Source organism: Vibrio sp. 10N.222.52.C12 (assembly GCF_041474215.1).
GTDB lineage: Bacteria > Pseudomonadota > Gammaproteobacteria > Enterobacterales > Vibrionaceae > Vibrio > Vibrio crassostreae_C.
In genome coordinates this window covers 31,850-47,420 of record NZ_JBFRTR010000005.1, presented here as the reverse complement: position 1 = coordinate 47,420, position 15,571 = coordinate 31,850, and the positions used below count along the sequence as shown (strand labels likewise).

The following is a 15,571-nucleotide window of genomic DNA, read 5'->3' as shown; positions in this document are numbered from 1 at the left end:
GTCGTCACCATCACGGTCGGCCGCAAAGACAGGTAGTTCAAAGCTCAGGTCATTCTTCGCTTGGCCATCAGCATGATCTAATGCTTCAAGCAGAGTAAAGGTGTACTCACCCACCGCGCTAGTAGAAAAACTAATCGTAAAGACGGGAACCTCTGGGTTAGCTCCGTCTTTCACAAAGCCGATGTACCCCCCAGTCGTGTTTGGATCGGCTTTAAGCTCAACGACCAACCCATTAGATTTAAGTGTGTCGTTGGTATTAAATAAGCTTGGATCAATGCGGAAGCTGGTGACATTATCGCTTTGATCGGTGAACTGAATAATCTCAGTTTGGCTCACCGGAGCGTTGCTTGCGGCCGAGCCATCTGTAAGGTTAGATTCGGATAAAGTGACGCTTGGAATGGCGTTGATGATTGGAATATCACCATCGGTGATGGTCAAAGTCACGGTGGATGTCACCGGATCTTTATCAAAGTCACTTGACGTCACTACGATTGTTTTAACGATGTCTTCGTTGTTTGTATGAACTAAATCGCGATTGGGTTCAAAGCGCACTTCACCTTGCAGGGTGATGACTAACGTCCCTTCAGTGAAACCAAACCGCTGCTCACCAGTATCTGTTTGAACCAATGTTCTAAGTTGTCCGTCATAAACGAACTGAGTGATTGTTGCACCATCTGCACTTTGCACTGGCATCACATCAACAGTGCCAGTCGTAACAACACCAGCAGCCAAATCAGCCACCGTTGGCTCAGTAATGGTTAACGTTTGGTTTTGCATGCCTTGCACATCATCGCTGACCGTCACTTTCAATGGCGACATCAATGAATCATCACCATCACGATCGACCGCAAGTACAGGAAGCTCAAAGCTCAGATCGTTCTTTGCTTGGCCATCAGCATGATCCAATGCTTCAAGTAGAGTAAAGGTGTACTCACCCACCGTGCTGGTAGAAAAGCTAATCGTAAAGACCGGTACTTCTGGGTTGGCTCCATCTTTCACAAAGCCAATGTACTGATTGCTGTTTTGTGGATCGACACGTAACTCGACGGCTAACCCGCCCGATTTAAGCGCGTCGTTCGTGTTGAATTGAGCAGGATCGATACGGAACTTGACTACATCATCACTTTGATTGGTAAACGAGATCGTCTCGGTTTGACTCACTGGCGCGTTGCTTGCTGCCGAGCCATCTGTAAGGTTAGATTCTGATAGCGTGACACTTGGAATAGTATTGATGATTGGAATATCACCATCGGTGATGGTCAAAGTAACGGTGGATGTCACCGGATCTTTATCAAAGTCACTTGACGTCACCACGATCGTCTTAACGATATCTTCGCTGCTCGTGTGGTTTAAATCGCGATTGGGTTCAAAGCGTACTTCACCTTCAAGGGTAACAAACAGCTTTCCCTCAGGCACAGTGATAAGCTGCTCTCCCGTTAAGCCCTGATTCAAGGTGTAAACGGTATTATCATACGTGATCTGGGTAATGGTCGCGCCATCAGCACTCTGCTCAGGCATTACATCAATGGTGGCAGTCGTCACCGTACCAGCAGCCAAATCCGCAACCGTCGGCTCAACAATATTGAGCACACCATCTTTCATGATTTGCACATCATCACCGATGGTCATTGTAAGCGGGGAAATTTGCGAGCTATCGCCATCAGTGTCCACGGCGTAAACAGGCAGTTCAAAGTTTAGCTCGTTATTTGCAAGGCCATCTTCATGATCTAACGCTTCAAGCAGCGTGAAGGTGTATTCCCCTAATGTGCTTGTAGAAAAGCTAATCGTGAATACTGGGACATCAGGGTTTACCCCATCGTTAACAAAACCTATGTAAGTACCTGAGTTCTGGGGGTCTTCCTTGAGTTCAACGACAAGCCCATTCGATTTGAGCGTATCATTGGTATTGAATAAGTTTGGATCAATCCGAAAACTCGCGACATCATCACTACCGGCTGTAAACGTAATCGTTTCAGTGGCGCTAACCGCATTTCCGCTTGGCGAAGATCCGTCACCAAGATTCGTTTCAGATAATGTCACTGGTGGAACTAGGTTAATTACCGGATCTTGGCCATCAGTAATACTAAGATCAAGCGTTGAAAAGCTCTCGTCGCCATCAGCATCTTCAGCTAAAAAGGCGAATTGTTTTACTATGGTTTCGCTGCTTGAGTGGTTGATATCGCGCGCAACTTCAAAACTAAAATCGCCATTTAGTGAGATGGTTACAACACCCTCAGTAAAACTGAATGTTTGAACAGCATCTGGCAGCAAGCTCTGATCTAGTGAGTAATCAACACCATCATAGTTAAAAGATTGAATTGTCGAGCCATCAGCGCCTTCGAAGTTGAATAGGTTATACGAAACAACGGTATCGCCGGCTAAAGTTAGTTCCGTGACTGACTCAACTTTATCAACTAGCTCAACAACATCATCTGTGACATTAACGAGAATCTCTGCGGCTTCTGGTGTACTCGAACCGCCAGATAGTGCAGAACGGTCGCCATCTGCATCAACGGCATAAATTGGCAATGCAAAAGTTAGCAGCGCATCTTCAGCGCCTTGATGAGAAAGTTCTTCATAAAGATTAAACTCATAGTTGCCCAATGAAGGGCTATCAATTTTAACATCAAAGACCGTAATTCTCGTTCCATTGACCTCAACGTAACCTTCATAAGTTCTTACACCACCGATCTCACCAATCAGCTCAAGTAGCACAGCCTCACCATTTGAAACCAAGCTGCCACCCGTATTAAATTCCGTCGGCTCCAGTTCATAATGGTCGATGATGTCGCTTTCGAAAATATCGGCAGTGATACTTCCGCTCCCCGCTACAGGCGCGGTTCCCTCTTGTGAGCCACCAATGATGCCTGCTTCATCGACACTAATACTGTCGACATTAGTAATGACTGGGCTATCGCCATCAGTGATAACAATGTTGATGTTATTGGTTACAACATCTTGGTCGAAATCGGTAATCGTGATCGGTAAATCGAACGTCAGTGAATCGGTGCCCACTTGTTCTATTGGATTAAACTGCTCGAATTTATAAGTACCATCGGTATCTAGTGAGATAGTGAGAACAACCTCACCTCGACCTTGGATGGACAGAGTAATCGTTGTTCCATCATCAGAAAGTCTCGCAAGCGTATTTTGATTATCACTGAGCAACCCATCAAACTGGTCCAGTGCACCAGCATCAAATACAGCTGATTGAAGATTATCACTACCAATATTGGAGAACGTTCCTTCAATTGCTGCACTGCTAGTTTCTACGTTACTGATATTCACACTTTCAGCAGACGGATCGCCCCCATCAACCACGGCAACTTGCGCATTAATTGGTGTTGCTAATGGGTTTCCGGCGGTGTCTTCACCTTGAATATCAAAAGTGATGTTAATTTGATCGCCTGTATAGGAAACCTGACCGCCACCAACAGACGTTACGTGATCAATTGGTTGAGAAATCGTTGTGGTCAATGAAAGCTCAGCGTTGTTTCCAACACTAACAACATCGATGTCGATGCGTAATACTTCATCGGTGCCTTGAACACCAATGATAGAGTTCGTCGCCGCATCATAAGTAAACGTAACGGGTTGACCACTTGAAGTAATATCACTGTTTAGCTCTGTGAGTAGCGAAGCGAGAGACAGTGCTTCTGGAACAAAAGAATCAGGGGAGAGCGCTAAACTACCAGCAATGATAGTTTCTGTCGTCGTGATAGATTGAGGATAAGTATTATCAGATATCGAGCCTTCAGTAAGAGCTTCACTGATTGATTGACCGCCCGATGAACGGGTTATTGTTCTGAACTCTTCTCGGTCTTCATCAACCGTTTGTTCTGCTAGACCTGCGGTCTCAAAAAATGTCGACGGATGAGTTTCGGTGTAGTTGTAGTCAATCGTCACAAAGCCAGCGTTTGCAGAACCTAATCCGCCCCCCGCAGCCGTTGCTTCTAAGATTTGGGTCGGATCGGCACCACCTAAAATGGCTTCTTGGATAGCAGCAAATTCATCATCATCAAAATCTCCTGCATCGGCTTGCTGTAAGTCAAAATTAACTTCTCCAGCGATAGGAGCATCAGCCCACACTAAGTCTTGATCAACACAGCCAACACAATTACTTGCCACCTCAGTGACACCGTTTGGGTTACCTAATAACAGCTCTGCTTGGTTTGCAGTGATAACAATCTCGTTTTCACGAATAATATCGCCAACTGAAATTTTTCGTGCGCTTCCATCAGACTTAACCGCAATGACTTCTCCACTCACTGCCTCTACAACTGCAGCTTGGCGCGAAACTTCAATACCCATATATCCCCCGAGGTCACAAAATGCTGTATTGCCCAACATCGTGAAAATGATAGTAATAACGGTTTCAGGCTTAAATTATATTCAGAACTTATTCTCTGCATTAACAATCAATTACGTAGACTGATGTATGTGATGAGTCAGTTCCGTTTCGCCTGTTTTTTTTATAGTTTACTTAACTTTAAGCCTAGTCTTCCTTATCCGAAATGTCATGTCTGTGCGAAGTGACTTCTTTTCACAAATCTAGGCATTCACTTTAGTTTGTTCATGGACTAAGCAAAAGTTTATAGGGTGTTGATTAATATACAATAAAGCGCATACCTTAATTACACCTCAAATTTTTATAAATATATACAGTAATAAAGTTGATAAATCATTAGGATTTATGGGCGATTGATAGGGTCGATATATACCTAAACCCCAAAGAAGAACTAAATCCCATATTTGAGACAAGGTGCAGCATAAAGCTGATGAGAAACTGTTCAAACACCGTATATGGCGTCAATTACATATACAACAGTTAGAGTATTGAATGGGTATACAGGGACAATGAGTAGAAGTTGCAAATGGATATTTCGAGGTATCCAAAAAAAGCCCACTAAGTTGAACCTTAGTGGGCTTTAAAATCAGTATATAGCGTTATGCTGTTAGCAATGACACACAACTATTTAGCAAGGCGATTTGCAGTCCAGACGTAAAGCAGCTCGAGAGCAATCGTCGCACCAGCCAATGCCGTAATTTCGCTTTGGTCATAGGCAGGAGACACTTCTACAACGTCCATACCAACCATGTTGATACCCTGTAAGCCACGGATGATTTTGAGCACTTTATCTGAGTTCAAACCACCACATACTGGTGTGCCGGTACCCGGAGCAAAAGCAGGATCCAGACAATCGATATCAAACGTTAAGTACACTGGCTTATTACCAACAATACCTTTCACTTGAGCAATGATATCGTCCACGCTCATGTCGTTCGCTTGCATCGCGTTAATAACGTTAAAGCCGTGCCCTTCCTGCTTGTACTCTGTACGAATACCAATTTGCACTGAATGTTCAGGCGAAATTAAACCTTCATTTGGCGCATGGTAGAACATAGTACCGTGATCGTAACGACTACCCTGACTGTAAGTGTCAGTGTGCGCGTCGAAGTGAATCAGAGCCATCTCACCGTACTTCTTGCCATATGCTCTTAACAAAGGCAGTGTAATGAAGTGATCGCCACCTAAACCTAACAAAGTTTTACCACTGTTTAGAATCGCATCAGCAGCCGCTTCTAAACGCTGAGTTAAATCTTCAGCATCACCGCAATCAAACACAAGATCGCCAGCATCAATCACCGAGGTATGTTCAAATACATTGAAGTCCCAAGGAAATTTTTTGCCTTCCCACGCCAAGTTTACAGACGCACGACGAATCGCATCAGGGCCCATACGAGCACCCGGTCGACCAGACGTCGCCATATCTAACGGCACGCCCAACACAACCACATCAGCATCGTTATCAATTGGGTTCTGTACCAATGGACGACGCATAAACGTCATCGCATTGGAATACAGCGAGTAATCTGGTTTGGTAAATAGATCGTTCATTAAAAATCCTCAAGATAGGTGTAACCCATCAAGCCTTGCTCTAACTCTTCAAGTACGCTTTGCTGCTCTTGCGCTGGTACTTTCGCCGTTACTAATTCTTTGTAGTTCTGACGAATTAGATCCATATCGATATGAACATAACGCATCATGTCTTCAACCGTGTCGCCTTCGTTGATGTAGTCGATATTCGCTTCACCGCTTTCGTCAACGTTGACCACTACGCTGTGAGTATCACCAAATAGGTTATGCATATCACCCAAGATCTCTTGGTATGCGCCTACTAAGAAAAAGCCCATCAGGTATGGTTCATCTGGGTTCCATGCAGGAACTGGCAGAGTCGTTTCAATACCTTGGCCATCAACATACTGGTCAATCGTACCGTCAGAATCACAGGTGATATCCAATACAACAGCGCGTCGCTCGTCCGCATTATCCAAACAACTTAGAGGTAATACAGGGAATACCTGATCGATACCCCAAGCATCTGGCAACGATTGGAACAACGAGAAGTTAACAAAGAACTTGTCGGCTAAACGCTCGCTCAACTCATCCAAAATAGGACGGTGGTAACGGTTCTTTGTGCTCATGCGAGTGCTAAGCTCGTAGTTAATACGCAAAGACATTTGCTCTGCCCAAGCACGATGCTGAAGATTCAGCATACCGGTCGCAAATTGGTTGTGTGCTTCTGCGATATCACTCTGCGTGTCGTTATAGATCTCGATCAACGCTCGATCATCGTTACCTGCATCTAGCTCTAAGAAGTTCCTCCACATGTTGTTTAGCAACATTGGTGCATCAGCTTCAGGCGCAGCCATATCTTCCGGAGAATAGCTTTCTGTGCCGATCACGTTAGTAACAAGCACAGCGTGATGCGCAGTCAACGAACGACCAGATTCAGAAATGATCACGGGTTGTGGCTGATTGTAGAGCTTACAGATATCCCCTACTGTCATCACGATGTTACGAGCGTACTCAAGCAAGCCGTAGTTCATTGAGTTTGAAGATTGGCTACGCGTGCCGTCGTAATCGACTGCCAAGCCACCACCAACATCTAAGAACTTCAGTTGAGCGCCAATATCACGCAGTTCACAGTAGAAACGAGCCGCTTCACTCACGCCATTTCGCACGTCACGAATGTTTGCCATTTGTGAACCTAGGTGGAAGTGCACGAGTTCAAGTACATCCAGCTGGTCTTCGGCTTTCAAGCGTTCGATAACAGTAAGCACTTGTGATGCAGACAAACCGAATTTCGACTTCTCACCACCACTTGCTTGCCATTTACCTGCACCTTGAGAAGCAAGACGAATACGTAAACCCAAACGAGGTTTTACGCCAAGTGCTTTCGCTTCAGAAAGAACAAGATCAAGCTCAGACAGCTTCTCTAGAACGATAAAAACCTTGTGCCCTAGTTTCTCGCCAATCAGTGCAAGGCGGATGTATTCTCTGTCTTTGTAACCGTTACACACGATCACAGAGCTCGCTTTTTGAGCCAACGCCAGTACCGCTAATAGTTCAGGTTTGCTGCCCGCCTCTAGTCCTAGCTGCTTTTGCTCTAATTGAGCTTGGCTCGCTAAGATCTCATCAACCACTTCTTTTTGTTGGTTAACTTTAATCGGATAAACAAGTAGGTAACGATTGTCGTACTGATATTCGTCGATCGCTTGGTTAAATGCGTTACAGATATTGTGCACACGTTGATGCACTATTTGAGGAAAACGCACAAGAGCAGGTAAACCAATATTTCTTTGCTCTAACTGTTTTACGATCTTACTTAGTGGGACTTGATGATCCGTCTCGCTCGGTGAAACATACACCTCACCGTTATCATCAATTCCATAAAAACCTTGGCTCCAGTGCTTTACATTATACTCAGCACGGATGCGTTCCAAATTAACCGAATTTTCCAATTCTAGAGACCTCACACTATAGGGCCATCGACAGAAGATACCTCTTTGGAATAGCGAGGTATAACCCAACAAAAAGCGTTCAAAAACGATTTGTTGGCTGCATTAACCGATATTATTAAGAGCGAGTCCAACCATTGATATTTGTGGTGACGATTACGTTTTTTTATCGACAGATCGACTTAAAATGACAGGTAAGGAATTACAAGGTTTTAGGGTAAAAAACAGGCTGAAGCGCATTAAATATAAAGCAATTTCTCACATTAAATTAGGGAGAAAAAATGTGCAGAAACCAAAAGATTTTTAGTAAATTGAGTGAGGTTAAGTCAGAGTTGTGACAAATATAAGCACTTCACAATCTGAACTCTCGCTATCACCAACACAGCTTGTGTCCCGCGATTCGATGCCGATAAACACTTCATTCTTCCTACTAGAACTCACTCACTTCAATGTTGTAACCGCTCAATTTTTGAACTTTTCTCGCGCATATCTTGTATTCGGTTCAATCTTCTTGTAATTTTAACTGACCAACCAATCGGTCAGCCTTCGAATTTAGGGGATACTATGAGCCATAATCTAGACCTTGAACCAAACACGTCGAGCATCAACGACATGGATCAAATGTTCGACCGACAAAAAGATCACTACCGCAGTAATGTTAATCCAACGCTTGAGCAGAGAAGAAAAAACCTCTCAGTACTAAAAGCGTTGTTAATGCGCTATCAAGAGCTGTTGATTGAGGCAGTATCTGAAGATTATGGCCATCGAGCAAAACACGACAGCTTGATTGCTGATATCACCCCTTCTCTTCACCAGATCAATTACAGCCTGAAGAACCTTAAGAAATGGTTGAAGCCATCACGCCGCAAAGCAGGCTTAATGCTGACACCCGCGAAGATCACCGTTCATTATCAGCCAGTGGGTGTTGTCGGTATCATTGTTCCTTGGAACTTCCCGGTGATGCTCTCTTTAGGGCCCCTCATCACTGCGTTGGCGGCAGGTAATACTGCAATGCTCAAGATGTCTGAGTTCACTCCAGCGACCAACCGAGTTTTAAAAGCCATGCTGGCTGAGGGTTTTAACGAAGATCAGGTTGCGATTATAGAGGGTGAAGCTGACGTTTCCGCGAAATTTAGCCAACTCCCGTTTGATCATATTCTATTCACAGGGTCGACCTCTGTGGGTAAGCACGTAATGAGAGCAGCAGCCAACAACTTAACGCCAGTAACTTTGGAATTGGGTGGCAAGTCTCCAACGATTATTGCCCCTGACTTTGATGTGGCTGACGCCGTTGAACGCATCCTGTTTGCAAAAAGCTTAAACGCTGGCCAGATTTGCGTGGCACCCGATTACATCTTATTGCCACGAGAAAAAGTCGACGCGTTCATCACGGCTTATAAGCAGTACTTCAAAAAACTTTATAAAGCCGGTATTGAAAGCAAAGACTTAACCTCAGTGATCGATATGCGCCAATACAATCGTTTGAAAGGTGTGATTGCAGATGCTCAGTCTAAAGGTGCGGTTATTCACACTGTCACCGAACAAGCACAAGATGATGTAAACCACAGAATGACGCCACACCTTCTAACCGAAGTGAACGACGATATGGTTGCGATGCAAGAAGAGTTGTTTGGCCCTATTCTGCCTATCGTGCCTTATGACTCTATTGAAGAAGCGATCAGCTACATCACAGCAAGAGAACGTCCACTTGCTCTGTATCTGATGAGTCATGATAAACAGACCCAAGACCAGTTCTTATCGAATACGCATTCTGGCGGTGTTTGTATCAACGACTCGCTAGTGCATGTGGCAGCAGAAGATGCGCCGTTCGGTGGCATTGGCCCTTCAGGCATGGGACACTATCACGGTATTGAAGGCTTCAAGACCTTTAGCCATGCCAAAACCGTTCTAAGTAGAGGAAAAATTAACTTCACTAAGTTAATGCACCCTCCTTACAACCCAATTAAAAAGATTCTGTTCAAAGTACTAAATAGATGATTACGAAAAGGCAAAAAATCCTAGATGCTGCGCTCCTGCTCTTTTCTCAGCAAGGGCTCGAGGGCACATCTACAGGACAAATAGCGAAAACAGCAGGCGTAGCAAAGGCGACACTGTTTCACCACTTCGAGAACAAATCTCTACTGATTGATGAACTGTTTCGTGAACTGAAAATAGAGCTATTTTCTACCCTTGACCAGCACACAGAAATCGCTGAACAAGATCGCTACCAAGCCTTTAAGTTCATGTGGATCACAGGGCTTGAATGGGCGCTAGAAAATCCAGTTGCGATGAAGTTTTTCACCAATGTTCATTTCGACCCAACGACTCAAACTCGAGAAGTCATCGTCTCAAAGATGTTCGCATCGTTAGACGAGATCATTTTGAAAGGACAAGAAACTGGTGAACTGATGGTATTAGACATCAATCTTGTTAGGCACTTCATCCACAGCCACTTTTTGATTTGTGCAAACTGGTTAATTGAACAGAATGAGTTGCCACCAGAGCAGTCAGCCAAGTACATCAGCGATAGCTTTGACATGTGCTGGCGAGCTGTCGGCGGGCAAACCAAGTAGCTTTAAGCCCAAGGCTCTAAGCTCTAAGCTCTAAACCCAAAGATATAAATTCTAGACTCAACTTATTTCCAATAATGATCACTAAAGCGCCACACAGGCGCTTTAATTATTTGAACACAATTTAACCACCTCAGCATATTGACTCAGAGTACGTTCTTTCAGTACCATCCCACCATCATTTCAAAAGAGAATAACGCCATAATGAAGTACTAACATCCTGACATCCGATTTATTTTTATAAAAATCATTTGGACACTCGGGGTTAGTGGGCGTTACTTCGTCATCTATTTTCGCGACAAATCAAGTTCTTAAAGATCCGTTTTTTGACAAACAAACATCTTTAAGATCAGTACCTCAAAGACAGGAACCATCTCAATACCGCTTTCTCTCTTTCATTGGTCATCTATCTAAGTAACGCCTTTGGCAATCTGTTGTTAGCATCCAGCAGGAGCTTGCACAGAAAAGCGCCTCACCCCTTTTACTCGTTTACACGTAAAGGGAGGTATTTCTATGCCGACTATATTAGCCAATAATCTCTCATTCCAACTCGATACTGGTGAGTGGTTATTCAAAAACATCACCTTTAATTTGAGCACTCGCCTCACAGGCCTAGTCGGAAGAAATGGGGCTGGAAAGTCATTGTTACTTTCGTTGCTCGTTGGACAAAAACAGCCCACAACGGGCAGTGTTTCGCGCCAAGGTTCAATCGGCTTTTACTCTCAGTTACCATCAACGCTACTGGATACCAACATCACCATCGCTGACTTCTTAGGACTCACCGAAAAGTTAGAAGCGTTAAGCGCCATAGAACAAGGTAGCTGTGAACTGCAGCACTTCAATATCGTTGGCGATGATTGGGATTTAGAGGCGCGTACCCAGCAGTTGCTAGGTACATTAAAGATCACTCGTGATTTGAACACACTTTGTCGCTCTTTGAGTGGTGGGCAACTCGCCCTGTTACAGCTTCATCAGCTATTCGTATCAAATAACGACATACTGATCCTCGATGAGCCTTCGAACCATTTGGATAACGACGGACGCAATTGGCTACTAGAACAATGCCAGTTGTTTGAAGGTAAGGTACTTGTCGTCAGCCATGATCGAAGCTTATTGAGACAAATGGAAGGTATCTACCATCTCAACAGTTTGGGGTTACGTTTCTATAAAGGAAACTACGATGACTACTTCAAACAAATGTCGAATCAGGCCGATGCACTAGATAAACAGATTGCACATCACCAATCCGAAAAGAAACGACTGGAGCGCCAAGCTCAAGCTAATAAGGAAAAAGCACAGCAACGTGAGTCTCAAGGTAATCGACTCAGAAAGTCCGGTAGCCAACCCAAGATATTATTGGATGCGATGAAAGATAAAGCAGGACGAACGCAAGGAGCATCAGCCACTAGTCAAAAGAACTTAAAGGACCAAAACCAACATAAGCTTCAATCTCTTAAAGAACAAAAGGAACAACTAAAACCACAGGCCTTGTATCTACAACAGAGTAATAACAGTAAAAAGAACTCGCTATTAACCGTTGAAGATTGCCATCTGAGTTTTGGTTCTGACGCTCGTATCAACTTTTCTATGTCGCAAGGTGAACGGTGTTATCTCACTGGTGCAAACAGCTGCGGAAAGTCGACGCTGTTAAAGGCCATTCATGGGCAACACTCGAACTATACAGGTTCCATTAAACGCTTAGGGTCCACAGTATACTTGGATCAACACTTTGGACTATTAGACACCAACGACACAATGTTCGATAGCCTGGTGACACATAGCGGCAGCATGACAGAAAGTGACGCACGAACCTTGTTAGCTGGTATTGGATTCAGACGAGACTCCGTCTACCGCAAAATAGCTCACCTAAGCGGTGGAGAGAAAATGAAACTGGCGATGTTGATCGTCAGCCATAAACAGGATTCGCCATTACTGCTGCTAGATGAACCAGACAATCACCTAGACATCGACTCGAAGCAAATATTGGCTTCGGCTCTGCGTGAATACCAAGGCGCATTCATCTTGGTCAGTCATGATAGCGATTTTGTTGAGGAGGTCGGCGTTAGCCAAAACCATATCCAGCTTTAACCTTCGTAAATTCGTTCACTTAGTTTAGTTAAGCGAGTATTCTTCCGGATACTCGCCTTTCTTGATTGAGACAAGTAAACTACGCGCCTCGAACATCTATTCATAAGGCTAAGGTTTGCATACTCTAGAACAATTAAAATCAGGGCAACTTAAAGGTATTAAGCGCTTAAAACTGTCGGAAAGTCTCACCGAGTTTCCTCTAGAAATCATAGAGCTTGCAGATTCTCTTGAGATCCTAGACCTTTCAGGTAATCAGCTGTCAGACCTACCAGCCGAGTTATCAAAGCTAACTAACCTGCGTATTATCTTCGCGTCGAATAACCTGTTTACGCACCTGCCTGATGTTCTTGGGTCACTTCCTAAGCTTGAAATGATCGGTTTCAAGACCAACCAAATCAAAACCGTAAGTGAAGTATCTCTACCACCTCAATTACGCTGGTTGATCCTGACCGACAATGAGATTGAGGCCCTGCCTAGCTCACTAGGTGAAAGACCGCGACTACAGAAACTGGCATTGGCGGGTAACAAGATTCGCGTGTTACCAGAAAGCATGGAAAACCTATCCAACCTTGAGCTAGTTCGCCTGTCTGCAAACCAGTTGACTGAATTCCCAGAGTTCCTTATCAAGCTACCAAAACTGGCTTGGTTAGCGTTTGCGGGTAACCCGTTTTGCAAACACCCTAGCAGCTTAGATAGCGTGCCTGCGGTTAGCTCTCAAAGCTATTCACTGAATCAAGTACTTGGCCAAGGCGCATCTGGCGTGATCTCGCATGCAAGCTGGCTAAACAGCGACTTCGATTTTCCACAGGAAGTGGCGGTTAAAGTGTTTAAAGGCGAAGTCACCAGTGACGGCTACCCACATGATGAACTGGAAGCGTGCTTGCAGGCTGGACACCATAACAACTTGGTAAAATCTATCGCCCAAGTAGAGGAACAAGATTACCTAGCTTTGGTGATGGAACTCATTCCAAACAGCTACTACAACCTAGGGCTACCACCAACACTCGAGACTTGCACGCGTGATACTTTCCCAGAAGGTTTCGAACTTTCAATTGCTCAAATCAATAGCATTACAGAGCAGATGATTGATGTGTTTGAACACCTTCATGCCAATAAAGTCTCTCATGGTGATCTATACGCTCACAACACTTTAGTGAACGAACAAGGTCAGATGATCTTTGGTGACTTTGGCGCTGCGACTATCTACGGCTACCTAACTGAAGAACATCAACAAGGTATTCGCCGAATTGAAGCACGTGCATTGAAGTACTTTATTGAAGACCTACTGACGATTTGTGCAAAGCAAGATCAAGACAGCGAGCTTTATACTCGATTGGCGAACTTCGAAGCTTAATAGAAGTATTCAGTCAGATTGAAGACAACAAAGCCAACATCACTGTTGGCTTTTTTATATGCTAATTAAACGAACCAGCGTTTAGCTTTCAACTTGAACAAGCTTCAAGTACGAATGCAGCTCTCCGCTCTTATACTCAACCGCAGAGTGAATATTAAGGTCAGCACGAGCCACAACAGCAAACTGGTAGCAGTTCTCACCCTTCAGAATCTCGACGTGTAACAAACCGTCTTTTAGTTGCCACTGCCCTGTTGTTTCAAATCGGTCGAACAAACGATATTCAATCAAAGAACCGTCAGCATTGAAGTGCACTTCAGTGATGTAACCGCCGGGGCAGCTCTTCACCCAAACTCGATTCTCGATATCACTGACCGTAAAGTTACGCCTTGTGTCACGCCACGCTAGAAAGCCTTCGCTATCATAAAGAGCAATGTTGAGATCAGTTCTAGAAATTAACGGCTGCTCAGTTTGCTCACGACAATAAAGTTGGAGCAAAATTTTCTGAACTGTTTCATTCTGTAATTCATTCATTGTGACTTCTCTTTCTCATTGCTCTGCGTTAGACGCGGTATTGATCAACCAATTCTATTTAAAGCGGGCTACACAAGCTCGTAAGAAACCACATACAGCTGAGAGATACCTGGATAGATATCTTGAATCACGTCTTTCAGTACTTGCAGCGTCATGTTCTCTTGCTGAGCATGGAACTCACCTAAGTCATCAAATAGGATTGGTTCAACGCTGATGATCTTAAGATTACAGAACACACGGTCTTGCTCTAGCGTCGATACCTCCACAACACTACCTGGCTGGTAGTCGCGCTCAGATTCATCGCGAATAGTAATCGTCTTCTTGCCAGAAAGGATGTCAGTTTCAAAACGTTCGAAGAACGTCATAGTAGTCGGTGCGGTCATTTATTTCGGTCGCTTAACATTTAAAGGTTAGGTAGATGTTTATATACCAGAATGCGTGTTCAAGCGAATAAAAATTAGGGGCGAGATGCGAGAGAATATGACAAAGCCAAATTGCAGGCAATAAAAAAGGAGAACCGAAGTTCTCCTTTTCTTAAACCTTTAAGCTAACTCTAAATTATAGAGATGCTTTCGCTTTTTCAACTAGAACAGCAAATGCTGCTTTGTCGAATACTGCGATGTCAGCAAGAATCTTACGGTCGATCTCGATAGATGCTTTCTTTAGGCCATTGATGAAACGGCTGTAAGATAGACCATTTTGACGAGATGCCGCGTTGATACGTGCAATCCAAAGTTGACGGAATTGACGTTTCTTGTTGCGACGGTCACGGTAAGCGTATTGACCAGCTTTGGTAACTGCTTGGAAAGCTACGCGGTAAACACGTGAACGTGCTCCGTAGTAACCTTTAGCTTGTTTTAGAACTTTCTTATGACGTGCACGAGCTTGTACACCACGTTTTACGCGAGGCATTATGCTTCTCCTAAACTAAACGAATTTATAAACTAAAAAGAATTAAGCGTATGGCATCATACGTAGAACTTGAGCAACTTCACATTTAGGAAGGATCGAGTTCGGACGTAGCTGACGCTTGTTCTTAGTAGTACGCTTAGTCAGGATGTGACGTTTACCAGCGTGCTTAAACTTAATACCACCAGCAGTTTTCTGGAAACGCTTAGCAGCACCTTTGTTGGTTTTCATCTTAGGCATGATGAATAACTCCGCATTGTTGAGTTGTTAATAACATAGTAATTAGGGCGAATAAAACCCCGCAACCTGAGGCTGC

General features: G+C 44.1%; 11 protein-coding genes. 4 read left to right on the top strand and 7 right to left on the bottom strand.

From position 1 onward, the window contains the following. The 3 genes from AB4623_RS00720 to speA all read right to left on the bottom strand — a co-directional run. Positions 1-4,311, bottom strand: a 4,311-nt coding sequence (locus AB4623_RS00720; RefSeq protein WP_372145510.1) for a retention module-containing protein, incomplete at its 3' end; no start/stop codon positions are given. A 661-nt stretch (positions 4,312-4,972) separates the two neighbouring features. Continuing rightward, positions 4,973-5,899 (bottom strand): agmatinase, encoded by a 927-nt coding sequence (gene speB / locus AB4623_RS00715; RefSeq protein ID WP_017065923.1) that lies wholly within the window; start codon positions 5,897-5,899, stop codon positions 4,973-4,975. After that, entirely contained in the window at positions 5,899-7,806 is a 1,908-nt protein-coding gene (gene speA / locus AB4623_RS00710) for an arginine decarboxylase (protein ID WP_372145508.1), read from the bottom strand. The genes speB and speA overlap by 1 nt, the downstream gene beginning before the upstream one ends. Before the next feature lie 561 nt (positions 7,807-8,367). Here speA and AB4623_RS00705 point away from each other — a divergent pair. The 4 genes from AB4623_RS00705 to AB4623_RS00690 all read left to right on the top strand — a co-directional run bounded on the left by AB4623_RS00705 (position 8,368) and on the right by AB4623_RS00690 (position 13,815). Beyond that, on the top strand, positions 8,368-9,801 hold the full coding sequence (locus AB4623_RS00705) for a coniferyl aldehyde dehydrogenase (RefSeq protein WP_372145506.1): 1,434 nt from the start codon (positions 8,368-8,370) through the stop codon (positions 9,799-9,801). Beyond that, positions 9,798-10,376 carry a TetR/AcrR family transcriptional regulator gene (locus AB4623_RS00700; protein ID WP_017063607.1) on the top strand — a complete coding sequence of 193 codons (579 nt, stop codon included), beginning with the start codon at positions 9,798-9,800 and terminating at the stop codon, positions 10,374-10,376. Before AB4623_RS00705 ends, AB4623_RS00700 begins: the two co-directional genes overlap by 4 nt. Positions 10,377-10,886: 510 nt before the next feature. Beyond that, entirely contained in the window at positions 10,887-12,461 is a 1,575-nt protein-coding gene (locus AB4623_RS00695; protein WP_372145504.1) for an ABC-F family ATP-binding cassette domain-containing protein, read from the top strand. 115 nt (positions 12,462-12,576) lie between these two features. Then, positions 12,577-13,815 (top strand): leucine-rich repeat-containing protein kinase family protein, encoded by a 1,239-nt coding sequence (locus AB4623_RS00690; RefSeq protein ID WP_017063605.1) that lies wholly within the window; start codon positions 12,577-12,579, stop codon positions 13,813-13,815. Between the two features lie 81 nt (positions 13,816-13,896). On the opposite strand, the gene AB4623_RS00685 is transcribed toward AB4623_RS00690, so the two are convergent. From AB4623_RS00685 to rpmI, 4 genes are all read right to left on the bottom strand, one after another. Beyond that, complete coding sequence (locus AB4623_RS00685; RefSeq protein WP_372145502.1) at positions 13,897-14,346, bottom strand: hypothetical protein; 450 nt, start codon at positions 14,344-14,346, stop codon at positions 13,897-13,899. Positions 14,347-14,414: 68 nt separating this feature from the next. Further along, positions 14,415-14,729 (bottom strand): N(4)-acetylcytidine aminohydrolase, encoded by a 315-nt coding sequence (gene yqfB / locus AB4623_RS00680; RefSeq protein WP_017063603.1) that lies wholly within the window; start codon positions 14,727-14,729, stop codon positions 14,415-14,417. Between the two features lie 175 nt (positions 14,730-14,904). Then, complete coding sequence (gene rplT, locus AB4623_RS00675) at positions 14,905-15,258, bottom strand: 50S ribosomal protein L20 (protein ID WP_004733517.1); 354 nt, start codon at positions 15,256-15,258, stop codon at positions 14,905-14,907. A 42-nt stretch (positions 15,259-15,300) separates the two neighbouring features. After that, positions 15,301-15,495 carry a 50S ribosomal protein L35 gene (rpmI, locus tag AB4623_RS00670; protein ID WP_004738430.1) on the bottom strand — a complete coding sequence of 65 codons (195 nt, stop codon included), beginning with the start codon at positions 15,493-15,495 and terminating at the stop codon, positions 15,301-15,303. Positions 15,496-15,571 lie beyond the last annotated feature (76 nt).

Excerpts from the sequence above, each read along its gene's own strand:
- rplT (WP_004733517.1), bottom strand. The coding sequence starts at position 15,258 with ATGCCTCGCGTAAAACGTGGTGTACAAGCTCGTGCACGTCATAAGAAA.
- speB (WP_017065923.1), bottom strand. The coding sequence starts at position 5,899 with ATGAACGATCTATTTACCAAACCAGATTACTCGCTGTATTCCAATGCG.
- yqfB (WP_017063603.1), bottom strand. The coding sequence starts at position 14,729 with ATGACCGCACCGACTACTATGACGTTCTTCGAACGTTTTGAAACTGAC.
- AB4623_RS00685 (WP_372145502.1), bottom strand. The coding sequence starts at position 14,346 with ATGAATGAATTACAGAATGAAACAGTTCAGAAAATTTTGCTCCAACTT.
- AB4623_RS00695 (WP_372145504.1), top strand. The coding sequence starts at position 10,887 with ATGCCGACTATATTAGCCAATAATCTCTCATTCCAACTCGATACTGGT.
- AB4623_RS00700 (WP_017063607.1), top strand. The coding sequence starts at position 9,798 with ATGATTACGAAAAGGCAAAAAATCCTAGATGCTGCGCTCCTGCTCTTT.
- AB4623_RS00705 (WP_372145506.1), top strand. The coding sequence starts at position 8,368 with ATGAGCCATAATCTAGACCTTGAACCAAACACGTCGAGCATCAACGAC.
- rpmI (WP_004738430.1), bottom strand. The coding sequence starts at position 15,495 with ATGCCTAAGATGAAAACCAACAAAGGTGCTGCTAAGCGTTTCCAGAAA.